A 24,302-nucleotide genomic window follows, 5' to 3' on the forward strand; every position below is an offset into this window, starting at 1 on the left:
TCAAAGCTGCTATACTTTTTTCTCTTTGACCTGCGAAAAAATCCCGCCTGGACGTACGATTAAGACAATGAGCATCACCACATAAGGTGCAATCTGACTGAGGCCTAGCGGTAGATAGCGTCCCGCAAAGGGTTCTATCACCCCTACTAGTAATCCACCTGCCAGCGCGCCCGGCAAGGAGCCTAAACCACCAATCACCGCTGCGGCAAAGGCCTTAATTCCAAACAGTAAGCCGACAGAGGGCTCAATCGCCCCTTTTGCGGCAAATAATATGCCAGCAAGGGCAGCAACAACGCCCGATAGCGCCCAAACAATACCATTGACGCGCTTGACGGGGATGCCCATGTAATAGGCCGCCATCTGGTTTTGACTACTCGCTTGCATCGCAATACCGAGCCGCGTATGGGCAAAAAAGAAATATAGAATAGAGGTTAAGGCGATGGTGGATACGATGATGATGATATCGACATAAGCAATGCTCAGCGTACCTAACGCCAACATCTTGCCAGAAAAAGGAGTTTGTAGTGAGACGGGGTTATGTCCCCAGACCACACCTGCGCCGAAGCGGATCAAAAAACCGATTGAGATGGTCAGAATCACCATAGCAAATTGCGGCTGACCGAAGATACCACGAAGTACAAATCGGTCCAGTAGATAACCGAATACCCCCATAATGACGGCGGCAAAAGTAATGCCCAATAAAAAAGGCAGGTTTGCCTCATCGGTGTTGATAAAGGCGATGCCCAAAAACGCACCGAGCATCAGCATGTCGCCTTGAGCGAAATTTACGGCCTCAGAAGCTTTGTAAATGAGTACAAAACCCAGTGCTAAGAGCCCGTAGATACAACCATTAGCAATCCCGCTAATGAGCAGTTGTAGGATATCCATAAATTCCCTTTTGTCTTAGCATTGCTATCCGTTGCAATGTTTAAATCAGTCGTTGGCTAAACCGACTCTTTAATCAGACTGCTTTTAAAGAACAATGTTTATTTAGGTTCAAACCATAAAACACGTTAATAATGAACAAGATACATATACAAAAAAGCGCTACTAATAAATCATGCTGTGTTTTCACTTTATAGCAACTCATTATCCTTGTCTACAAAAAATATACACTCATTTACTAAGGCTAGTCATTTGTTTATAAACAGTATACAAAGGCAAACAACGATTTGGCGGATATAAAAGCGATCGATGAGCGCAACATAGAGAGTCTGCTTAAAGACGCATAACTTAAAACACATAGCTTAAAACGTATAATTTTAGACGTTTTATATGATGTCATTACAGCGCAGCTTTTAAATTTTCAAACGGCTAGCATGATATAATTGAGCTCATAATTTTTATCTATTCGTCCAATTTTTAAGTGGTCATCATGAGTCAACAGCAAAGCCCAGCGGCAGCAGTCAAGTTATCTAATCCTAGTCAATTCGACGTCATTATTATAGGTGCAGGCGCATCCGGGCTTTACTGCGCGCTTACCGCAGGCCGCCGCGGTCGCCGCGTGCTCGTGCTTGATCACGCCAATAAAGCGGGTAAAAAGATCTTGATGTCAGGCGGCGGGCGCTGCAACTTTACCAATTACTTTGTCGAGCCTGAGCACTTTATCGGCGATAACCTCCATTTCTGTAAATCAGCGCTGAGCCGTTACGCCAGTTGGGAGTTTATCGCTATGGTGGAGGCGCACAAGATCGCCTACCATGAGCGCGAGCATGGCCAGCTGTTTTGTGATGATTCAGCGCAAGATATCGTCACGATGTTACTCGCTGAATGTGCTACTGCTGGGGTACAAGTTCGGCTCAATACCCAAGTTGACGAAGTTGCAGTCCATCAACGTGAGAATAAAAAACACTTTCAATTATTTACCAGTAAAAAGCTGAGTAAAAAAGAGCTAAAAGAAGCCAACAGTGCACAAAAACTCCCGAAAACCACCTATCAGTGCGAGTCTCTGGTTGTCGCTACTGGTGGGCTCTCCATTCCGACGATGGGTGCTAGCGGCCTGGGTTATGAGCTAGCGCAGCAGTTCGGGCACACGCTGACATCTATTGACGCGAGCCTCGTGCCTTTTACCTTTACCGACAAGACTGGCGAGCTGCTGCGGGCGCTATCGGGTATCAGTTTGCCTGTAGTGGCGAGTAATACGCGCACCTCTTTTAAGCTGCCACTGCTATTTACTCATCGCGGCCTATCCGGTCCTGCGATGCTCCAGCTCTCGAACTACTGGCACACGGGAGAGACTATCGAGATTAACCTATTACCCGATTTTGATATTACAGCGCTATTACTCACTCATAAAAGTAGTCATCCTAAGCAGCTCATTCGCACCGTACTAAGCGACAATACCGATCATGCGTTACCCAAAAAATTACTGGTAGCATTGCAATCAACTCTATGGGAGGACGTCAAAGATACCGAACTTGCAAACATAAAAGATGAGCGGCTGACTAAAATTGGACAAGCAATCAATGGCTGGCAGCTCAAACCTTCTGGCACCGAGGGCTATCGCACTGCGGAGGTCACGCGCGGCGGCATCAATACTGACGAGGTATCGTCAAAAACGATGGAAAGTAAATTGCAAGAAGGACTATACTTCATCGGCGAGGTGCTCGATGTCACCGGCTGGCTTGGGGGTTATAACTTTCAGTGGGCTTGGGCGAGCGGCTTTGTTTGCGGCGAAGTGGTGTAAACCTTTATTTTAGAATAGCGAGCCATAAAAAGCCCCAATAGTATGACACTATCGGGGCTTTACTTATTTCAAAAACTGGCTGTTTAATACTTTGCTTGTATACTAAGCCTGCTTTTGTTCTAAGTAAGGATAATCCGTGTAGCCCTCAGCGCCGCCGCCATAAAAGGTCTGTGGATGCTGCTCATTCAATGGCGCATCTTGGCGAATACGCTCAGGCAAATCAGGGTTGGCAATAAAGTCACGACCAAAGGCCACCGCGTCGATATATCCTTCGCGGATATTTTTCTCCGCTTTTTCTGCTGTATAACCTCCCGCGGCGATAATCATATTATCAAAAGCATCACGGATACGCTGACGGAAACCATCGTTATAAGGCGTACCACCGGCCCAATCAGGCTCAGAGAGATGCAAATACATCAGATTACGGGTATTGATTTGCTCAATGAGCCAGATATTATCTTCTTCATCATAGCCCGCTTCTACCCCATTAAACGTGCCTTGTGGAGAGATGCGAATACCAACGTGATCGCTATCCCAAGCCGCAACACAAGCATCAACCACCTCAAGCGTTAGACGCGCACGGTTCTCTTTACTACCACCGTATTCATCATCGCGCTTATTGGTTTGTTCGACCCAAAACTGATGCAATAGATAGCCATGTGCGCCATGCACTTCTACCCCATCAAATCCGGCTTCGCGAGCAAGGGTTGTCGCATGAGCGAAATCTTTGACGACTTGCTTAATTTCATCAAGAGTAGCCGGACGCGGCGGCGTGGTTTCCACGCGTATGGCTTGGTTATCGCTATCACGTAGTGAGGTACGAGCGCCCACTTCGACATCGGAAGCTGAGATAGGCGCTTTGCCATCAGGCTGCACGCTATCATGGGCGACAAGACCAGTATGCCAAAGCTGGGCGACGATTTTGCCGCCTTTAGCATGGACATTATCGACGATAGTTTTCCATGCGACGGCTTGATCCTCAGTATGAATACCTGGAGCACCGGCATAGCCTTTAGCTTGAAAGGATACTTGGGTAGCTTCAGTGATAACCAGTCCCGCGCTAGCGCCGCGCTGCGCATAGTATTCGCTAGCTAATGCGGTTGGTACATCACCTGGCTCTACCGCACGCAAGCGCGTAAGTGGTGCCATAATGATGCGATTCTTGAGAGTTTGTACTCCCATTTCGATAGGTTCGAATAAATTATCATGTGCCATAAAAAGCCTTGTTTGTTGTTATCGATTATGATTTGAAATTTAGAAAACAGACCGATTAAAAAGTAAGCTAAATCGTTTTCTTTATAGGGGATCGGTTTGATTATTCAATCTATCGTTACAAACGAAAACAGCCGATCGAACTTATTTTTTGCTTATAAAAGGTATCATTCAACAAGGCTTATTAGTACAAAGCTTATGAGCATAAGGCTAACCCTAAATAAAACAGCTACGACTACTAGCCAGTGCCACTGTGTTTTTTCTGCCTTGGATTGACTATACTAGGGCCTGTTCAGCTTAATGTGTCTTTGTGAGTAGTGATTTATGCAAAACCCCTTAACCTCTGTGCTAATGATGGCTAGCCTACTACTGCTCTGTGCTTGTCAGCCGCCACCAGCACAATCTGAACAAACAGACACGTCAGCGTCGGTACAAGTCAACGAGAGCTCACAGCCGCCAACACTACTAGAAGCAAAAACACCAAAAGAGCTGGCCACCTCTATAGTCGAACTCTCTGAAGGCAAGTTTCGAGAGCAGCTGATTTGTAGTAAGCTCAGCGATACGATAAAGGCCGTCAATAATAGCAGTAGCATCAAAGACGTTCATGCGGTGCAGCGGCAGGTCAGTGCTTGCTTGCCAACGACTAACCATGCCCAAATCCTACAATGGCTAGGCACTTACCAAGCGATGTATGGACGCTTTTTGCAGTCTGATACTTATTATGATGATCAAGCGTTTTATGCTATCGTCGAGACTTTAAATGAAGGTAAAAAAGCGAGCGTTGCGCAGTTGAAACAAGTCACGCCGCGTACTCGTTACCTTATTAGTTTAGTCGAGAGCAAGGCTGACGTCAGCATCCTATACCTAGGCGAAGGTATTTTTGTCTTTCATCATGACTTAAAAGCGATGGCAGATCTATTTGCGCCGTATTTACCTAGAGATCAAGCTAAGTTTATTGAGCGCATGGCGACCGATAACCAAGATATCTTTTGGAATGATGCAGCGGTTGCCATCTCTTATGAGCAATTACTCGAACGCGCGGCTTTTTGGGAAAATTATATTCAGCAGTATCCGGATAGTTATTTTATTCAAGACGCTATAAATTTATTTACCCTGTACCGTTATGTGCTTTTTTTGGGGTCAGATAATAGTCAGTGGACCAATGACGATATCAGCGAATTTATGAGTCCAGAGTATGAGCAAGCGATAAACAACCTCGCCAAACGCTCTAACAGCCTTTTAGCGCAAGACGCACGTACTTTACTTGATTTTATGGCAATGTCTGCTGCTGAGCGAGATCAAGCCTACCCGATTCCTGAAGTTGATGAGGAGGGTTATGAGATACCTGACTGGGCCACGCCTCGCTATCAACTTGATAGAGCCTTATCCCTGCCTTCTCCATGGGAAAATAATAATAATCGCGACTGCTTAAGTGGCATCATTTGTGTAGATAATGATTATTAAGCGGTGTTGACCATTCGATCTTGTTGGCGCTAATGCTACAATTATTTTTCAGCGCTACTTAAGGTGTGGTGCAAGTCTAGCTAAGATCTTCACCTTATCTTCGACTTGCGGTTTGTCTAGTCCATAGCTTTGCTAAACTAGCAGCGCTCATTACTTGTGAGTATTCAATACCCCCTATAAATACTCTACAGCGTTAAGACCTAAAAGCGGTAGCCCAGTTTTGCGCCTAAAGCATAACCCGTACCATCATCTATATCAGCTATGCGACCGTCTACTACCGTATCGACAGGACCGCCTTCAAACCATAAATACTGAGCGCCAGCCGCGACACTCAGCTGCGATGTCAGCTGGTATTCAGCACCTAGACCTAAACTTTTTATAGAGTCATAAGGTCCCAATAAGCTCAAAGGCGCACCCGTACCATGATCATAACCAAGACGAACTTCGCCCGACAGCTTTGGATTGAACTGCTTACCTAACGCCACTTCTACGGCATAACCGTCTTTTTTATAGGCAGCTAAAGGCTCTTGCGTTGACTCAGCGGCCAATGGCGGTGCAACATTGAACTCACTCCAATCGACCCAGCGCGCATTGATCATTCCTAGTAACTGATACTCCTCGCTAAGACCGGTCTGAAAATCCAAATTAACCGACTGCGGCATTTTGACTTCCGTTTTGCCTGATAAAGGCAACCCTTCAGCAGCTGGCATCGGTGTGACACCATCACCACCGGCGAAAGTCGGTAAAACGACTTGCAAATTCTCTACCCCTGATACTTTATATTTTGCGGGTGCTCGATAGGTCAACGCCGCTCGTAGCGCGATTTCTGGTTTTTCAAATGCCATACCAATGACTGGCACCAGCGTACTTTTGTCTTCAAAATCTAAAGTATAGTAAGTAGGCGATTCGGCCACAGGGTTTGCTAGTCCGTTTACCGTCTCTAAAGTAGCAGCTTCGCTTGGGCTGATAGTGCCGGCGTTTTGCTTATCGACCAAATTATAGTAGTCTGTCACCGATACGCCCAAAACCTCGCCCACTTGTGAGATAGCTGTGGTTAAGCCAACTGGCTGAGCCCCTGTTACCTTACCTTTAAGTTTTTGATATTCAAGCCCGCCATATAACCAAACGTTATCGATGATCTTACCACCACCTAATAAAGTGATGCCTGTGGTTTCGACTCGCGCTTCGGTCGTGCCTAAGCGGTTACTAAAAATACTACCCTCTTGATATTCGGTATCAACACCGAAAGGTTTTTCATAAATTACCGCTAGAGCTGTATTAGGCGTAGGTGCTATTTTGATAGCGGCACCTGGTAAATCAAAATCATCCATCATGTCATCGATATCGTTGCCAGCAGCATCGGTTCCCTCGATTTTTGGATCGACATAAGCGTAAGACAGCTCGGCATAGTTGCCCGGCTCAAAAAACGGCGCGACCGATTGTTTACTATATTCTATACCTGCAGCATGGGCGGAGCTGATAGCTATGCTAAGAACGGTAAGCGTAGCTGTTGCCAATAGATAGTGCGAGGTTGTGGTAGAAAAACTTGATTTTGCAGATAACTTACCGGTCATGACAATATCCTTTTGTCAGTTAGATGACTAACTCTCTAAAAATAATAACAAACTAAAGTATAGAGATTAAAATTCATTTCTTGATTAAATAGGGAAAGTTAACTATTGTCAACATACCAGTGTCAATTTCATCACCCTTATAAGTTTTATATTTAGAAGGTAGCAGCATTTTTTGTAGTACTCACTTTCAAAGACTTAACCTTTTTTATTATCAGTCATCTTACCCAGTAGGAAAAAATGATTTCAACTTCCAGCTTAAAAATACTTTTAGCTAGCGTTTTAGCCTTAAGTTTAAGCGGCTGCATTGCCACAGAAAAGCTCGATTATCAATTGATGAAGCAGGAGGATGCTAAATGGGTGGCCGATGAGACGTTGACTGATACTTTAATTGCTGTTGGCAAGCCCAGCGCACCTATCGAAGGCGTCGATAATGCGCTAGTATTTGCTGGAGAAAAACGCAGCTATTTGGTACAGAGCACCAATAGAGATAGTGAGTTGACGGATATATTAAACTACGTCGATTTAGCTTATTTTTCTTTCAAACCGATGCCAGCATTTGATGCACCCTATTTTAGAATACGAGTAGGAGAAGAGGGCTGCCCCTCAGTGCAAGGCTGTATCGCCACTATATTATGGTTTGAAAAGCCAACGCATCTGCTAGCTGCAGGTAAAACAGTGAAGCTTGAAGGGTTTGATTTCACTTGTCACGATGGCTTTGCCGGAGGCATGACCCGCTGCACAAAAAACTTGTGGCGTTTGCCAGTTACCGTCGCGCCTGCGGTACAAAATATAGACGCTTTACACTATCGCTTGAGCCCACCGACGACCCTCAAGTTCTATCATTATCATCCAGATAAAGCTATTGCAGAAGAAAAAAGACTAAAAGCACTGATGCCATTCGCCAAAGCTTTTGACATCATTACCTTTCCGGTTCAGCTGATTATAGTAGAAGGTCTTCATTAACAATAACGGTTAGTTGACGAGATTTATTGCACAATGAATCTACAAATTCACCTTATCCAAAATAAAGTCAATATCCTTATCACCGCGCCCTGATAGATTGACCAAAATACTCTCGTCGCTTGACATGTCTTTGGCAACGCGCATAGCGTAAGCAATCGCATGCGCAGTTTCTAAGGCAGGGATAATACCCTCAAGTCGTGATAACGCCATAAATGCGTCTAGACATTCCGCGTCTGTCGCTGATTCATAAGTCGCTAAGCCCATATCGCGCAAAAGTGAGTGCTGCGGCCCTACACCTGGATAATCAAGACCGGAGGCAATCGAATGCACAGGTGCCGGCTCGCCATCTTTATCAAGCAAGACATAACACTTAAAACCGTGAATCGCACCCTTTGTGCCAAGCGTCATCGTAGCTGCATGATTGGGCGTCTCTAATCCTTCGCCCGCCGGCTCTACGCCTACTTTCTCAACTTCCTTATCGCCTAAAAACCCGCTAAAGATACCGATAGCGTTGGAGCCACCGCCGACACAAGCGACGACTTTATTAGGCAGTTTGCCGGTCGTTTCCAAGAACTGCGCCCTCGCCTCGCGTCCCACGACTGATTGGAAATAACTGACCATCTCAGGATAAGGCGCAGGACCGAGCGCTGAACCAATGGCAAACATACTCGTATCTAATTCACTAAGGTAAGTCTCAAAAGCGCTATCGACCGCTTCTTTTAATGTCCCTGCTCCGCGCCTTACTGGCACAATATTAGCACCCAAAATTTTCATCCGGCTAACATTGGGATGTTCTTTTTCGATATCGACTACGCCCATGTGGATCTCACACTCAAGTCCCATAAGCGCCGCTGCCGTGGCTAAAGCGACCCCATGTTGACCCGCACCTGTCTCAGCGATGACTTTGGTTTTACCTAATTTTTTGGCTAATAATACTTCGCCTATACAGTGGTTAATCTTGTGCGCGCCGGTGTGATTAAGGTCTTCACGTTTAAAATAAATCTGCGCGCCGCCGCAATGTTCGCTTAAGCGTCTGGCATGAAATATCGGACTGGGCCTACCGATATAAGTTTGACGCAAGCGGCTCATCTCATTAACAAAGTCTTCATCTTTGATTATTTCGCGGAAACCCTTTTCGATCTCCTCCATAGCGATCGCCAACTCAGGATGTTCTATTTTGCCACCAAACTCGCCGTATAGACCATCAAGGCTCGGCAAAATAGACTCGTGTAACCCGTAAGTATTGCTGCTGCTATCATTCAATATTGCTGTCATGACTCATTCCTATTGTTGAATCCATTGTCGTCTATTCAAAATTTGATTGAATATTTGCAAGTATCTAAAAAGTATCTAAAAAGTATCTAAAAAGTATCTAAAAAGTATCTAAATTATAATAAAACTTTTGTTATTATGTTCTAGTACATTGAAACAAATTTTAGGCTAAGTTTTATTGCAGGTCAAGCATTACTAAAGCTGGCAATAAAACAGTGCTAACTCATAGAAAGATAAACGTATTTCGCCTTTATTTTATTAAGGCAAAAGGAGAATAAGATGGCCCATAGAGAAAGTCATTTTGACAGTGCTTATGAATATCTATTACAGCTGTTCGTCAAGGCTGACGACAAAGCCCACTTAGCAGCGCTATTAGATGCGCTAATGACCCAAAAAGAACAAGCAGAGCTTGCCAATCGCTTAACTATCTTTGCGCTATTGCAGCAAGAAGTGACCCAAAGAGAGATTAGCGCGCAACTTGGAGTCGGCATCGCGACAGTGTCACGCGGCGCCAAGGTGTTTAATCAGCATGAGATTAATGAATTGCTGCCTGATATTGGTAAGAAGATTCGGCGACTAGCAGACGAAAAATAAGACTCATTGATGCTTTGCTTTTAGAGTCTCTCAAATATTAAGCCTAAAATAACGAGCTCGAAACAGTCTGAAATAAACTTGCACTGCAACAATAAAGACACTTTTTTTTGCTAGACTTCTGCCTATTAAAATTTGTTATGATTTTTTATTCATCACTTTAAGGGCGCGCATGCAAAGACGTAAATTTATCAAGTCTATGGGTTTAGGGGTCGCAACTGTCAGCGTCACTGCTGCCATGAGTGGCTGCCAAACGCTGACCAAGCAAGCGAAGCTACCCAGCACCATCACCAACGCCGGGCACTTTCCTAATATCATCGTCGGTAGCGGTTATGGCGGCGCAGTCTCAGCACTACGCTTGAGCGAACAAGGCCACAAGGTGCTCATTCTCGAGATGGGTATGCGCTGGGATAGAACACCTGAGAATGATACCTTTTGCAAAATGATTACTGCAGATAAACGCTCAAGCTGGTTTAGCAATATGCCAAACGCCCCTATCCCGATTCCCATTCCGATTAGAAAGTATCCCGGCGTGTTAGATTTGATCGAGTATGACGAGATGAAAGTATTCGCCGGACGCGCTTATGGCGGCGGCTCTATCGTCAATGGCGCGATTGCCATTCAGCCAAGACGCTCGCATTTTGAAGCGGTATTCCCGTGGATTGATAGTGACGAGATGTACGACACTTATTTTCCGCGGGCGATGAAAGAGCTAAAAGTCAGCCAAATCCCTGAGTCATTTTTCAATGAGTCTGAGCATTACGAATTCACCCGCGCTGCTGAACGTCAAGCCGCAAAAGCGGGGCTGAAAACAGAGTTCTTCGGTAATAGCTACGATTTTGATTATATGCAACGTGAGGCACGCGGCGAAGTTTATAAATCTGGCCTCGGCGGCGAAGTCATTTATGGCAACAATGCGGGCAAATTTTCACTCGATCTCACTTATCTAAAAGACGCGGAAGCTACGGGTAATGTCTCTCTCAAAACCTTACGCAAAGTTAATAGTATTGAAGCGCTCGATAATGACCAACTGCGTTTAGAAGTTCATGTGTTAAACACTACAGGCAGCATCGATAAAATTGAACATTACACTTGCGATAAGCTATTTTTAAATGCTGGTAGTACCGGCACCTCAGAGCTACTGCTCAAAAGCCAAGCGGAAGGCAAGCTGAATCATCTAAACAAACATATCGGCCAATACTGGGGACCCAACGGTAATATTATGACGGGGCGTAATTTTGTCCACGCGGCGGGCGCCACGCAATCCACCATTCCGGTCAAAGGCATTAATATGTGGGACGGTGATAGGGACGGCTCCAAGTACAAAATCTTTGCCGAACTCGCGCCATTGCCACTAGGGCTTGAGACGTGGACGACGCTCTATCTTGCCATCACGGATAATCCTGAGCGCGGCAATTATTACTATGATAAAACCACGCAAACGGTCAAACTCAACTGGAAACGCGAGCAAAACGAGTACTCGGTAAATGCTGCTAAAGAGCTGATCGAAAAACTCGCTAAAGTAAATGGCGGCTCGACATCAAGCTTACTATTTACCAAAGGCTTTGGCGATGACTTCTGCTATCATCCGCTTGGCGGCTGCGTATTGGGCTTGGCGACTGATAGCGTTGGTCGCGTCAAAGGCCACGAAAATATCTACGTACAAGATGGCGCGTTAATCCCCGGTAGCGCTGGCGTCAATCCATATGTGTTTATCACCGGACTTGCCGAGCGTAATATGGCGGCTATTTTAAGGGAAGATTTTGGGTAGGGTGTTGATGTTTATAACAGTGAAAGCCCAAAAAATGGATTGAGCTACGCTTTGGTAACTAAACCCATTATTTGATATAAAAATATTGCTTACAGTGTAGAGCTATAAAGCTTCTACTCTCCTAAGATCTCGTAAAAAAGCATCAAATGAATTTCTACAGCTAGGAGACGAAGGGGTGGCTACTCTACGATTATTAGTTGCTATCAAGATACGATGTTTTTTACCTTTACGATAATTCCAACCTAACTTGAGCTTATCGTGAACCATGGCGTTAATTTTCGAGTTATTGCTAAATCTCATATTAACCCCCCTATGCTTCTAGCTCATAGCATAGGCGAAAGCCAATTTTTATGTATTTCCATCTGCCTGTACTTGATAACGGCGGTTTTACTCTAAAAATATCGTCAGAACCTACAGAGGTCAAGGATTTAGAGCGTATACAACTGAAGTCTCTTAACCATTCTGCGAAAAAGTGAGAGTCCATAAATCTTAACTGATTCTTAAGTTTGAACTTAGGGTTATAGAATTGCATTGTTAAAGATTGGAACTCATCTTCTTCCATATATGCCGGCTTTCGAGTTGCATTACCCTCTTTATTAGTGAATACACAGTAACTAGCTGCATCTAAAGAATAAAACTCTCTAATTAACTCATAGTTTTCATAAAGAGGAACAAAAGGTGTGATAGCATTGTACTCTTCTAAGCTCAATAATCTTGTTTCAATGCCATGTTTTGAATTAAACCAGTCAATATATTTGAGCATATCATAGCCCGTTAACGCAACGGGCAGGCTTTCATCGATTTCATTATTCACAGTATTTAAATTATCAAGCCCTATGCGGCGTCCTAAATATTCAGCGTTTGCATACATGAACTCTTTGAAGTCTTCGATAGAAATCAAGTCTGATACCATTAAAACTTTATCTTCAGAGAGCTCAAACCTCTGAAAACCTTTAAGTGCTTTTTTGGAAGCTAAAGGCTTTAAAGTCTTTTTGTACTCATCATAAATATAGTTTTTTAGTACATTATCTAAACCAGGGTAAGTTCTGACGTTTCCGCCTTTAGCATAAAATTCTGCTTCGGCTTCGTGTAATAATTTATGTTTAAACCCTTTATGTTCGAAATAATACCAGCGATTAAAATGATAGTCGTCATTAAACCTTGGAACTTCAGAACGTTTTAAGTAAGGTTCAAATTCTGAATCATGGGTGAACTCTTTATCACGCTGATTACGAAAAACAAAACTATACTCCCCTTTCTCGCCCCTTAAGAAAATTAAACTTTCATTGTAAGGAATGATATCCACCCATCCTTGCCCTATTTCATCGATACGCTTTACAAATAAATTGAAGAACTCATTTTCTGTACCGATATCTTCTAGCGTGCGATTGTAAAGACAAAGCTCTGGAGTGTCTGTCTGTCTTGGGTAGATAAGTTGATCACCGATAACATTAAAACCTGAGTAAATCAAAATAGAGTTTTCAGAACCGATAATCATATCGATTAAAGAGCGCTTATTACAAAACTTGTATGATGGCGTAGGAATCTCTTTTAAAGGATGTTTATTGGCTAACTTAACTTTTTCACTTAAATCAAGTTCTATACCATTTAATCGAAATATTTCACCATATAGCATCACACCATCATCAAAATGGTTTTCATAATGAAAGTTATAGCCAGTAAATAGCTTTTTAGGTATGGGCTTTTGACTAAAGAACAAGCGCTCAGAGATGTCTTGATAGTTTAAACGAAATATACTTGAGTAGTAACCATCGTGTCTCGGAGAAACTAAATCAGCATGAGTAATCAGCTGATGTTTTTCCATAAACGGTTTTAACTTACTGGCGTACTCAGATTTATAGCCAGCAAAGCCTTCTTTAACGCCTAATGCCTTTGTACAAGCACTAAGAAGAGTTAAGTGTTTGATTTTTTCTCTATCACGAGAAACATCACTAACTGATGCTTTTATCTCATCAGGAGATAGACCATTGATAGGAAGGATATGGAATTTTTCTAGAGGTAGGTATGCAGTTGGCTGTTTCATAATTAACCCTTTTAACAGTATATATTTTTGTAGACAAAAATATTCCGCCTGTCATAAACAAGCCATACTACGGATAATAAAGGATTAATTTTTTAGAGCAGTATATAAAATAAAAATAATTATACTTTATATCAATTTGTCAAAGTCTAGTATGAAAACCTTGCCACAGGGTTGATACCAACCTTAGCTTGAAAAGCTGTAAATAAGCTTACTTCATCACAAATAAAAAGTAAAGAGTCTCATCAAAATTTTAGAAAGCAGTTTTATTATCAACCTAAATATTAACCACCCACCAAACCCTATTGAATAAAACCCCCACATCAGCAACAATAACCATATCTACTATTTGTAATTTCCATAATAAAAAGGACAAATAATGAAACTGCGCATCTTAAAATCTGCCGTGACCAACCCTTGGTTTAACCTTGCGACCGAGGATTGGATATTTAATACGCTCAATCCCGACTCGCACACCCTATTCTTATGGCGCAATAGCGAGACCGTGGTCATTGGGCGCTCGCAAAACCCATGGGTAGAATGCAAAATCGATAAGATGGAAGCGGACGATGTGTTTTTGGCGCGGCGACAGAGTGGCGGTGGCGCGGTGTTTCATGATTTGGGCAATACCAACTTTACTTTTTTATCGCCCAAGGACGATTACGACCAAGAAGCGAACTTTACCATCATAATCAATGCGCTAAAGAAACTAGGCATACACGCTGAGCTGTCAGGTCGTAATGACATGCAAGTCGGTGATAAGAAAATCTCAGGTAGCGCTTTTAAGCATGCGGCTGATCGTAGCTTTCATCATGGGACTTTACTAGTGAATGCCAACATGCAAAAGCTGGGCGATTATCTCAATCCGCATCCGCTTAAACTCAAAGCCAAAGGCATTAAATCGGTTCGTGCGCGCGTGGCAAACTTGATTGAGTTTAACGAGAATATAAATCACGAGACCTTATCGGATGCGATTATCGAGGCGTTTTGTGAGTATCATGGCGACACCGCGCCAGTAGAAGAATTGGATGAAGCCAGTCTCGCCAAGCAGCCTACGCTGAATAAATACTATCAACAGATGGCAGATTGGGATTGGCGCTTTGGTAAAACCCCTGAATTTACTCATCATGTTGAGACGCGCTTTGATTGGGGCATCATTGATTTGCATCTTGATGTGAAGCAAGCAGTGATTTCAGAGGTCGTAATTTTCTCTGATGCGCTCAATGTTGAATTGATTGATTTTTTAAAAGCGACTTTGACAGGGATCAAATACAACCGTAGTGAAATAAAAGCTAAGCTTGCTGAATTAAGCAAAGCAAACCCTGAGTTGGCAGCGCAAGTTGATGATGTGTCTGCGTGGTTGCTTGGTGAGATGGAAGGTTAAAGGTGTTGCGGTTGTAAGTAGAATAAAGGCTTACAACCGCTACTGTTTTATTCTAAACTGTCCAAAACAGTCTTTACCTCAGTCACATACTGACCCAAATCAGGCTCTAAATGAAAGCCGTTTACTGGTGTAGGCAGACCTTTTTGCTTACCGAGTCTAACGATAATCGCGTTCTCTTCTGGTAGAACGAGCACGCGCTGACCTAAATGTCCGAGCATCGCATAATAAGGGATTGGGCTATCCATATCCGTCCACACTGAATGTCCGTATATTGGCGCTTGTCCTGCTGCAAAAGCTTCGCTATTGGGTGTAATCATAAGATCAACATGCTCTTTACTCAGTAGTTGCTCGCCTTGCCACTCACCACCATTCAATAGCAGCTGTCCAAACTTAGCAAAATCAAGCGCACTGGCATTAAGACAGCAATAGACTTTTTCTATATTCGCAGCCCCATCAAGCGACCAGTAGGCGTCGCCTTTCATCCCTAACGGCTGCCAAAACTTTTCTTCTAAATAGCTAGATATCGTATAACCATGTGGCTCTAAAGCTCGCGCTAAAGCAATACCTAGCATCTGCGTATCGCCAGAGGAATATTCAAACGCGCCGCCGCAGGGCTCAACAAAATCACGATTGACCATTTGCTTGACCAAATCATGACCGTAGTAGGATTCTGCTGTTGGATTAATCGGAAAGTAGTAATCTTCGGTCCAGTCATAACCTGAGGTCATCGCTGATAAGTCTGCTAAGGTACAATTTTGTGCATACTCATTATCCGCATACTCTGGCAGCCAAGTAGTAATTGGCTCATTCACGCTATCGATATATCCGTCTTCTACGGCTTTAAGATAGAGCATAGTGGTGACCGTTTTTGCCATCGAAAAGCTGTTGGTATGAGAATTAGTATCGTAGTCTTGCCAATAGTTCTCGTACACCAGTTTACCGTCTTTGATAATCGCAAAAGCGACAGTCTCATCAGTGTCTAAAGCATTTTGTAAAGTAGGCGTGAGTGTGACTTGTCCGAAGTTAGGATCTTTGTCCCATAAGATAGGGTCTTTGGCATGGATAGTCCGATTATCAAAATCAATATAATCGTCTATATTGGCAGTGGCTTCGCCTTTAAGATACGTCAGCTGTAGTCCGCGAAAAATATAAGCATTGCCGGTCACGACTAAGCCTAAACTGATAATAATCAGTAGCGCTATAATAGGCAAAACAATCCATTTAAACAGGGTTTTTAACACTACCATTATAAAATCCTTTTTTATGGCGTGGGTGATAGATACGACTATCGGTGATAAGGTTAATTTAGCATGGATAAGGCGTTTTGGGCGGCGGTTTTTTGAGTGATGAGTTTAGGTTGTAGGCTAGGCTTTTAACTCAGCTTGTAAACTTGGTAAAATCAAAATATTGGGTTAAAAACACAGCCTATACATGCTTAGGGTCAACCTAAGCTTGTCTGGTCACAGATACCGATTGATTGACCAATTCCATGGACCCAAATGCAGTTAAGAACGCGACACTGGACGCGTCGGATCCAACCCCAATGCGCACCATCGTGTCGGCATCTGCCATACCAGTCGGATCAATCAGATGCCAGCTCCCCCCGAGATAGACTTCGGCCACGGCATGAAAGTCTTGCGGCGTCACATCAGGCGCATAAACACTCGCGAACCTAGCCGGTATCGAAGATGCGCGCGCTAGTGTCACAAGAACATGCGCAAAGTCGCGGCATACGCCTTGACGTTGAACAAAGCTATCGAGCGCAGTGGTTTGGGCGTGGCTCGATCCAGGTACATAGCTAAACTTTGATTCGATCCAATCGCGCATCGCGGCAATTCGTGCGCCGCCAGTGAGATCGCCAAACTCGGCGTCCACGAAGGCTTGGAACTGGTCTGACGGGCAATAGCGAGATGGCATCAAATGCTTGATAGTCTCTGCGGGCAAAAGATGGAGTGGCACTTGGGGCAGCGCCGATATGTTCAAGGCAGGACGGTCAACGGCAATTTCTGCAATGTAAGTGCAGCTAAAATCCCCTTCGGCGCGAATCCAAATCCGCTCACCTATGCCATCATCGGCGACGACCCGTGAAAAATGCGCAACGTCTGAAGTCCAAATCTCGGTCGAACGCACCTGTTGATCAACAAGATCGGCGGCTTCGATCTGAAGCAAAAGATCTATCGTCTCAGGGAGTCGATAATGAAGTTTGACGTCAAGTTTGAGGATCATGTTTAAACTCCCTAAAGGTATTGATCTAGCGGGCTGACGATCGCGTGAGGCTTTGTGATCGGCGCGAGGCAACATCTAAGCCGCGCAGGTCTGTCGAAACTGATATGTTTTACGAAGCGTGTAAATACCATTGCAAAATCCTTTTTTATGGCCTCCGTTACGGGTGCGATTGAGCATCGCTGGTAGGTCTTAATGTAGCATGGTCAGGGTGTTTTGGGAGAGGGTTTTTGAGTTGACGTAAATTGTAGGCTGGGCTTAAAACAAAAAAAACGGCGAGATAATCAATCTCGCCGCCTCGTCATTTAATTTAAACTATTAAAACCCTAAATCTGCACCGCAACCTCTGCCCCATCACGGATAGCGCGTTTGGCATCCAATTCCGCAGCCAGCTTCGCACCACCAATCAAATGATACTGCGCGTCTGGTGCATCACCAACGTTTGGCATCAGCTCAACTACCGACTCTTGACCCGCGCAGACCACCACGCTATCGACACGTAATAGCTGGCTTTGGCCTTGCGGATTAGTCACCCAAATGCCCTCGTTAGTGATTTTTTCGTACTGTACGCCTGCCACTTGGATGACGCCGTGTGATTTGACGTGCGCGCGGTGTACCCAGCCCGTGGTTTTATTGAGTCCTGCACCCAAGCGGCCTTTGGTGCGCTGCATGAGATAGACTTGACGAATTGGCGTAATGCCTTCGGGTTTGATTAGGCCGCCATCGCTTTGATAGTTGGTATCGTCAGTCACGCCCCACTCTTCACGCCACTCTTCAATAGACTGTGGCTCAGGGCGATAGCTTGGGTCTTTTAAGGTTTCAGGGCCGAGTTCATGCAGCGGCTGACCGTGACGCGCGGTTAAGTATTCGCTGACATCGAAGCCAATACCGCCAGCGCCAATGACCGCCACCGTATCGCCGACTGATTTTTCACCAGAGAGTAATTCAGCATAGCTAATCACTTGTGGTAAGTCCGCGCCTTCTAGCTTACCCTCAAGGCTTCTGGGTACGACGCCTGTCGCGACAATCACATGCTGGAACTTACCATCATTTAGCATCGCTTTATCAACTTCAGTATTGAGTTTAATCTCAACGCCTAAGTGCTCAAGCTCATTGATATAGTAGCGAATGGTCTCAAAGAACTCTTCTTTGCCCGGGATAACTTTGGCGTAGTTAAACTGACCGCCTAAGATATCTTTGGCTTCAAATAGCGTAACCTCATGACCACGTAGCGCTGCTACATGCGCCGCTGACATTCCGGCAACACCGCCACCGACGACCGCGACTTTTTGTGGATTCTTAGTCTTTTTATAGACCAATTCCGTCTCGTAACAAGCTTGCGGATTAACAAGGCACGTCGAGCGTTTATTTTCAAAAGTATGATCGAGACAGGCTTGGTTACAGGCGATGCAAGTATTAATGCGATCAGCTTGACCTTTTTCTGCCTTATTCACCCAGTGCGCATCGGCAAGAAATGGACGCGCCATTTGGATCAAATCAGCTTGTCCGCTGGCGACGATGTCTTCGGCGGTATCCGGCATATTGATACGGTTGGCGGCCATCATTGGGATGCTAATGTGTTTTTTAATCTCAGCGGTAAAATCGACAAAGGCGGCACGGGGTACGCTGGTGACAATCGTCGGTACGCGCGCTTCATGCCAGCCGATACCGGTATTCATGATCGTCACGCCTGCTTCTTCTAGCGCTTTGGCAACAGTGATGACTTCGTCCATGACGTTGCCATCTTTGACCAAGTCGATGACCGATAAACGAAATACGATAATGAAATCTTCGCCTACTGCTTCGCGTACTGCTTTGACCACATCGACTGCCAGCTTCATACGACCATTAATATCGCCGCCGTATTGATCGCTGCGCTGATTGACATGGCTTGATAAAAACTGATTGAGTAAGTAGCCCTCAGAGCCCATGATCTCCACACCATCATAGCCGGCTTGCTTGGCTAATTTGGCCGAGCGTGCATAGTCTTCGACCGTTTGTTCGATATTTTTTACGCTCATTTTGCGGGGTTTAAATGGCGTAATAGGCGATTTGATGGGGCTTGAGGAGACAATAAACGGATGATAGCCATAACGACCGCTGTGCAAGATTTGCATGACGATTTTGCTATCGTGTTTGTGTACCGCACGGGTGACGCGCTGATGGTTGATGACGTCCATTTTGGTGTTCATGGTACCGCCAGCAGGGAGCAGCCAGCCTTCACGATTGGGCGAGATACCACCGGTGATCATCATCGCCACGCCGCCTTTGGCACGCTCTTCAAAGTAGGCGGCAAGCTTGCCATAATTGTAGAAGCGATCTTCTAAACCGGTATGCATAGAGCCCATCACTAAGCGGTTTTTTAGAGAAGTAAAACCTAAATCTAGCGGCTCAAAAAGATGCGGATAGTGTTCATTGCTATTGGCGGTATTAATGGTGTTATTACTGCTGGCTTCGCGGTTATCAGTGCTGCTGGCGCTCATGTGACGATCCTTGTAGGTACAGGTTGATGAGGAGTTAATAGTGCAAAATAGCTAAACTTTATATGGCTGCTATCGTAACACACCCGCTTTGCTGTCAGCTATGCAGACAAACGACTGATGAGTGAACACAAGCTATTTATCAATCCTATAGCGAGTCTTGAGACAAGCAATCCTTACAAATCTAGCCGACTTTTGCACTGTCTTTAGCTATAATAAATGAATCTTTCATTGAGACATTTGCTTAATTGGCAAAGAAACACCATCACCAAAAGTTTATTTAAACGATAGCTAAACCCGCAATAAGATAAAGGACTATCACATGACTGATTTCCATACTGGTCTCGCTAAAAATCCTGCTAACTATCAGCCGCTTACCCCTATCGACTTTATTATTCGTACCGCGCAAGTGTATCCTGACAAAACCGCCATTATCTACGATGATCTTCAGCATAATAATCTCGTTCAGACTTGGCGTGAAACTTTTGATCGCTGTCGTCAGTTATCAGATGGCCTGCGCAAACTCGGTATCGATAAGAATGATACGGTAGCGGTCATGATGCCCAACACCCCTGCCATGGTTGAGGCGGCTTTTGGCGTGCCAATGTCAGGCGGCGTGCTTTGTACGTTGAATACCAGACTCGATATCAATGCCTTAACCTTTTGCGTGCAGCATTCGGAAGCCAAAGTGCTGATTATGGATAGCGAGTTTGCGGATTTGGCGGAGATTATCGATGAGACTTTTCCTAATCTGATTGTTATTCATGCGACAGATAAGGCTGTCGAAGTAGAACGCTTCGGACAGATGAGTTATGAAGAGCTTATCGCCAGCTCAGATAATTTTGATAATTGGGAGAGACCTGAGGATGAATGGGAAGCTATCACGCTCAATTATACTTCTGGCACGACGGGAACCCCTAAAGGCGTGGTCTATCATCATCGCGGCGCAACGCTCAATGCGCTGTCTAATATCTTGGATTGGGATATGCCTAAGCATCCCATGTATCTGTGGACGTTGCCGTTATTTCATTGTAATGGCTGGTGCTTTCCGTGGACTATCGCCGAGCGCGCTGGCGTCAATGTCTGCTTGCGGCAGATTGATGCTGATCTAATTTTACAATTAATTGCTAAGCACAGGGTCTCTCATTACTGCGCTGCGCCTGTCGTACACAATATGATAGCGGGCGGCAAACAAAACTACAAAGACGCGATTAACCATAAGGTCAAAGGTTGGGTCGCAGGTGCGCCGCCGTCTGAAACTATGCTGACAGCAATGGAAGCTATGAATTTTGATATCACGCATGTTTATGGCTTGACCGAAGTCTATGGGCCCGTAACTGTGTGCGCGGAACAATCCGAATGGCAAAATCTCGACGTCACTGAACGCGCGCAAAAGAAATCGCGTCAGGGCGTCGTCTCGCACTTAATGACGGGCTTTGACGTCTTTAAACAAGGTACGACTGATCCTGTCGAAGCCAACGGTGAAGAGATGGGCGAGCTGGCCCTGCGCGGCAATATAGTAATGAAAGGCTATCTGAAGAGTCGTAAAGCCACTGACGCGGCGCTACAAGACGGCTGGTTTCGCACTGGCGATTTAGGCGTTAAATACCCTGATGGCTATATCAAAATCATGGATAGACTCAAAGATATCATCATTTCAGGCGGCGAGAACATCTCTAGTATCGAGATCGAAAACGTCTTATACAAGCTACCTGCGGTGCAAAGCTGCGCTATCGTTGCCGCGCCTCACGATAAATGGGGCGAAGTACCGGTTGCCTTTATCGAGATTCACGATGGCAGCACCTTACAGCGCGACACCGTCATGGCGCACTGCAAGCAGCATTTGGCAGGCTTTAAAGTGCCCAAGTATATTATCTTTGCCGAAATTCCGAAGACCAGTACTGGTAAAGTACAGAAGTTTGAGCTACGCCAAGCGGCCAAGTCGCTTGCACATGAGACGCCAAAAGTCACGGCTAGCTCAAAATAGCGCTCTGCAAAATACTTATTGATCCTAAATAATAAAGCTCAGTCTAATTATTTTAGGCTGAGCTTTTTACTGTCAACAGATTGGTATTTTACAAAGCTCAAATATCAGTTTAATTTTGGCTCAAGCCACTGAAACGCCAACATACCGACTAACATCGCAGAGATAAACACATAAGCCTGCCATTGCCCTGTGCCTAGCAGCACGACACCTGGACCGGGACAAATACCGACGAGCCCCCATCCGATACCAAACAGCATCGCGCCGATGATTAGTTTGCTTGTAATCTTAGTTTTAGTCGGCATCTCAATCTCATCTCCTACCCAGCTTTTGCGCTGCCGCCTAGCCAATTGCACGCCAACGATAGCGACAGCAAGGCCGCCGCCCATCACTAAAGCCAAAGAGATATCCCACGCGCCAAAGACGTCTAAAAACCCTTGCACCTTAACCGGATCGGTCATTCCCGATACCAGCAGTCCCAAGCCAAACAGCAGTCCTGTTAGTAAGCCGATGATATTTTTTAGCATAGTTCATTCTCACTATTTATTTTCTTTTTATCAAAATCTCTAGCTATAACAGCCATTTAAATCAAGCCCAATACTTGCCGACCAACGAACACGGTGATAATGCCAAATAGCATAAAAGTCGCTGTCGCTACCATAGAACGTGGGGACAGGCGCGCATTACCGCAGATGCCGTGACCACTCGTACAACCTGAGCCTAATCGCGTACCAAAACCGACTAGTAATCCTGCGACAATCAGCAGCGGTAAAGAGGTGCTAATTTCTATATCAGGCAAGGGTCTGAACGCGCTATAAAGTAAGGGTGAGATGATTAAACCTGCAACAAATAGTACTTGCCACATCTCGACGCGCTTTGGCTTTAGCAGGCTTGAAGTAATTCCGCTAATACCGGCAATACGGCCAATTCCTAAGAGCAAGATAACCGTTGCCACGCCTAGCATAAGGCCGCCTACCAATGAGATAGGAGTAAAAACTTGCCAATCTATTTGTATACCCATAATGAGAGATCCAAAAACCGATTTTTATTTTATAAAAATATATTATATATTAAAATATAATAAATAGCTAAAAAAATACTGAGCGACTGCGTTAATAGGCTCAGTATTTTTTTAAACGTTCGATTTATTGACGGTTATACTCTCCAATATAAAGAGTGCAAGCGTCAAAGTAGCTATTAAGCAGGTTGCTCTGCTAATACTTGCTCAAGGGCGGTTTCAAAACGCTGTACCGCACTCTCGATATCGGTCAATTTATCTAAGCCGAAGAGACCTAAACGGAAGGTTTTGAAGCTATCAGGCTCGCCCACTTTCAAAGGTACGCCAGCGGCAATCTGTACGCCAGCTTCGGCAAAGGCACTACCTTTATGCATGTCATCACGGTCGGTGTAGCATACCACGACGCCTGGGGCTTTAAAGCCTTCAGCCGCGACGCTCTCAATGCCTTTGGCTTGCAGTACTTCGCGAATACGGTTACCCAGCTCCCACTGTGCATCACAGAGCTCATTTAAGCCAACTGCTTTGGCCTCATTAATCGCATCACGGAACTGGCGTAGACTATCGGTTGGCATGGTGGCATGATAAGCATGACCGCCATTCTCATACGCGCGCATAATCTCTAACCACTTCTTTAAGTCCAGACTAAAGCTATTAGATTCCGTATTTTCTACGCGTTCCACAGCCGCATCGCTCATCATCACCAAACCAGCACAAGGGGTGCTGCTCCAACCTTTTTGCGGGGCGCTGATCAGCACATCGATGCCAAGCGCTTTCATATCAAGCCATACACAACCTGAGGCGATACAGTCAATGACCAGTAAGCCGCCAACGCTATGAGTAGCTTCCGCTAAAGCTTTAATATAATCATTAGGCAAAATCATACCCGCTGAGGTTTCAACGTGCGGGGCAAATACGACCGCAGGCTTATGCGCTTTTATTTTAGCGACCGCTTCATCGATATCTACTGGGGCAAAAGGTTTTGGCGCATCGCTATCTTCGCGATGAGCGTTTAATACAGTAGAGGATTTAGCAAGATTGCCTTTCTCTAAAATTTGCGTCCAGCGATAACTAAACATACCGTTACGAATGATTAAGCAGTCTTGATCTTTGGCCAACTGGTTGGCTACCGCTTCCATACCATAAGTACCTGAACCTGGGACAATGGCGACAGCATCAGCGTTATAGACGGACTTTAGATCGCTCGATAAGTCGTTCATCACTTGCTGAAAGTCTTTTGACATATGGTTAAGGGCACGGTCAGTATAGACCACCGAATACTCTAATAGACCGTTTGGATCGATATCTTGACGTAATGCAGGCATGAGACACTCCTTGTTTTTAGATTATTTAGATTGTGTTATTGAGACAAATTGTGTTGTTGAAACAATAGTAAGGGCTGAGACGGTTAGGTTTCAACTCATAAAACAGACAGTTTAGAATAGACGATATAGCGCTTTATCCTAGCGCTATTGCCGTTGGTAGATATTACCAGAGGTACTACAGGCCAGAGGTACTACAGATGAGATATCTGGGTTTATGCGGGCTTGCTGTCATGTACAGAGCGCACGCATAATGCAGGCGATGTCACTTGATATTATCACTGTTATGTCAGACTGGCAATAGTCTGCTAGTGGTTCTA

At 44.8% G+C, this 24,302-nt stretch carries 18 protein-coding genes; 7 read left to right on the forward strand and 11 right to left on the reverse strand.

Features of this window, described 5'->3' with window-relative positions; genetic code table 11:
• Nucleotides 1-9 precede the first annotated feature (9 nt).
• Nucleotides 10-888 (reverse strand): branched-chain amino acid ABC transporter permease, encoded by an 879-nt coding sequence (locus ACS8FD_RS03645; RefSeq protein WP_439240334.1) that lies wholly within the window; start codon nucleotides 886-888, stop codon nucleotides 10-12.
• 487 nt (nucleotides 889-1,375) lie between these two features.
• Between ACS8FD_RS03645 and ACS8FD_RS03650 the strand changes: the two genes are divergently transcribed.
• Nucleotides 1,376-2,686, forward strand: coding sequence for a BaiN/RdsA family NAD(P)/FAD-dependent oxidoreductase (locus tag ACS8FD_RS03650; protein WP_439274511.1), 1,311 nt, complete (start codon nucleotides 1,376-1,378; stop codon nucleotides 2,684-2,686).
• Between the two features lie 102 nt (nucleotides 2,687-2,788).
• On the opposite strand, the gene nemA is transcribed toward ACS8FD_RS03650, so the two are convergent.
• The gene (gene nemA, locus ACS8FD_RS03655) at nucleotides 2,789-3,901 is read right to left on the reverse strand and encodes an alkene reductase (protein WP_439274512.1); all 1,113 of its coding nucleotides are present in this window, start codon (nucleotides 3,899-3,901) and stop codon (nucleotides 2,789-2,791) included.
• Between the two features lie 321 nt (nucleotides 3,902-4,222).
• On the opposite strand from nemA, the gene ACS8FD_RS03660 reads away from it, so the two are divergent.
• Nucleotides 4,223-5,362 carry a hypothetical protein gene (locus tag ACS8FD_RS03660; RefSeq protein WP_439274513.1) on the forward strand — a complete coding sequence of 380 codons (1,140 nt, stop codon included), beginning with the start codon at nucleotides 4,223-4,225 and terminating at the stop codon, nucleotides 5,360-5,362.
• 200 nt (nucleotides 5,363-5,562) lie between these two features.
• Here ACS8FD_RS03660 and ACS8FD_RS03665 read toward each other — a convergent pair whose 3' ends face one another.
• A complete protein-coding gene (locus ACS8FD_RS03665) occupies nucleotides 5,563-6,936 on the reverse strand; it encodes an outer membrane protein transport protein (RefSeq protein ID WP_439274514.1) in 1,374 nt (457 codons plus the stop codon).
• A 237-nt stretch (nucleotides 6,937-7,173) separates the two neighbouring features.
• On the opposite strand from ACS8FD_RS03665, the gene ACS8FD_RS03670 reads away from it, so the two are divergent.
• The gene (locus tag ACS8FD_RS03670) at nucleotides 7,174-7,899 is read left to right on the forward strand and encodes a YidX family protein (RefSeq protein WP_439274515.1); all 726 of its coding nucleotides are present in this window, start codon (nucleotides 7,174-7,176) and stop codon (nucleotides 7,897-7,899) included.
• 39 nt (nucleotides 7,900-7,938) lie between these two features.
• Here ACS8FD_RS03670 and trpB read toward each other — a convergent pair whose 3' ends face one another.
• Nucleotides 7,939-9,174, reverse strand: coding sequence for a tryptophan synthase subunit beta (gene trpB, locus ACS8FD_RS03675; RefSeq protein WP_439274516.1), 1,236 nt, complete (start codon nucleotides 9,172-9,174; stop codon nucleotides 7,939-7,941).
• Nucleotides 9,175-9,450: 276 nt separating this feature from the next.
• Here trpB and ACS8FD_RS03680 point away from each other — a divergent pair, with 276 nt between their 5' ends.
• Complete coding sequence (locus ACS8FD_RS03680) at nucleotides 9,451-9,765, forward strand: Trp family transcriptional regulator (RefSeq protein WP_439274517.1); 315 nt, start codon at nucleotides 9,451-9,453, stop codon at nucleotides 9,763-9,765.
• Nucleotides 9,766-9,934: 169 nt separating this feature from the next.
• Nucleotides 9,935-11,533 (forward strand): GMC oxidoreductase, encoded by a 1,599-nt coding sequence (locus ACS8FD_RS03685; protein WP_439274518.1) that lies wholly within the window; start codon nucleotides 9,935-9,937, stop codon nucleotides 11,531-11,533.
• A gap of 310 nt (nucleotides 11,534-11,843) precedes the next feature.
• Here ACS8FD_RS03685 and ACS8FD_RS03690 read toward each other — a convergent pair whose 3' ends face one another.
• On the reverse strand, nucleotides 11,844-13,577 hold the full coding sequence (locus ACS8FD_RS03690) for a hypothetical protein (protein ID WP_439274519.1): 1,734 nt from the start codon (nucleotides 13,575-13,577) through the stop codon (nucleotides 11,844-11,846).
• Nucleotides 13,578-13,953: 376 nt separating this feature from the next.
• Between ACS8FD_RS03690 and ACS8FD_RS03695 the strand changes: the two genes are divergently transcribed.
• Nucleotides 13,954-14,958 carry a lipoate--protein ligase gene (locus ACS8FD_RS03695; protein WP_439274520.1) on the forward strand — a complete coding sequence of 335 codons (1,005 nt, stop codon included), beginning with the start codon at nucleotides 13,954-13,956 and terminating at the stop codon, nucleotides 14,956-14,958.
• Nucleotides 14,959-15,005: 47 nt separating this feature from the next.
• Here the strand turns inward: ACS8FD_RS03695 and ACS8FD_RS03700 are convergent, their stop codons facing one another.
• The 3 genes from ACS8FD_RS03700 to ACS8FD_RS03710 all read right to left on the reverse strand — a co-directional run bounded on the left by ACS8FD_RS03700 (nucleotide 15,006) and on the right by ACS8FD_RS03710 (nucleotide 19,664).
• Nucleotides 15,006-16,205: a serine hydrolase domain-containing protein gene (locus tag ACS8FD_RS03700; protein WP_439274521.1), complete on the reverse strand. Its 1,200-nt coding sequence runs from the start codon at nucleotides 16,203-16,205 to the stop codon at nucleotides 15,006-15,008.
• A gap of 199 nt (nucleotides 16,206-16,404) precedes the next feature.
• On the reverse strand, nucleotides 16,405-17,184 hold the full coding sequence (locus ACS8FD_RS03705; RefSeq protein WP_439274522.1) for a transglutaminase-like domain-containing protein: 780 nt from the start codon (nucleotides 17,182-17,184) through the stop codon (nucleotides 16,405-16,407).
• A 323-nt stretch (nucleotides 17,185-17,507) separates the two neighbouring features.
• Entirely contained in the window at nucleotides 17,508-19,664 is a 2,157-nt protein-coding gene (locus ACS8FD_RS03710) for a 2,4-dienoyl-CoA reductase FMN-binding domain-containing protein (RefSeq protein WP_439274523.1), read from the reverse strand.
• A gap of 319 nt (nucleotides 19,665-19,983) precedes the next feature.
• Between ACS8FD_RS03710 and ACS8FD_RS03715 the strand changes: the two genes are divergently transcribed.
• The gene (locus ACS8FD_RS03715) at nucleotides 19,984-21,648 is read left to right on the forward strand and encodes an AMP-binding protein (RefSeq protein WP_439274524.1); all 1,665 of its coding nucleotides are present in this window, start codon (nucleotides 19,984-19,986) and stop codon (nucleotides 21,646-21,648) included.
• Nucleotides 21,649-21,752: 104 nt separating this feature from the next.
• On the opposite strand, the gene ACS8FD_RS03720 is transcribed toward ACS8FD_RS03715, so the two are convergent.
• The 3 genes from ACS8FD_RS03720 to ACS8FD_RS03730 form a co-directional block, all read right to left on the reverse strand.
• Entirely contained in the window at nucleotides 21,753-22,172 is a 420-nt protein-coding gene (locus ACS8FD_RS03720) for a DUF6691 family protein (RefSeq protein ID WP_439274525.1), read from the reverse strand.
• A 56-nt stretch (nucleotides 22,173-22,228) separates the two neighbouring features.
• Complete coding sequence (locus tag ACS8FD_RS03725) at nucleotides 22,229-22,666, reverse strand: YeeE/YedE family protein (RefSeq protein ID WP_439274526.1); 438 nt, start codon at nucleotides 22,664-22,666, stop codon at nucleotides 22,229-22,231.
• A 176-nt stretch (nucleotides 22,667-22,842) separates the two neighbouring features.
• Nucleotides 22,843-23,985 carry an aminotransferase class V-fold PLP-dependent enzyme gene (locus tag ACS8FD_RS03730; RefSeq protein ID WP_439274527.1) on the reverse strand — a complete coding sequence of 381 codons (1,143 nt, stop codon included), beginning with the start codon at nucleotides 23,983-23,985 and terminating at the stop codon, nucleotides 22,843-22,845.
• Between the last annotated feature and the right edge of the window lie 317 nt (nucleotides 23,986-24,302).

It is taken from the genome of Psychrobacter sp. 1U2 (genome assembly GCF_051847575.1).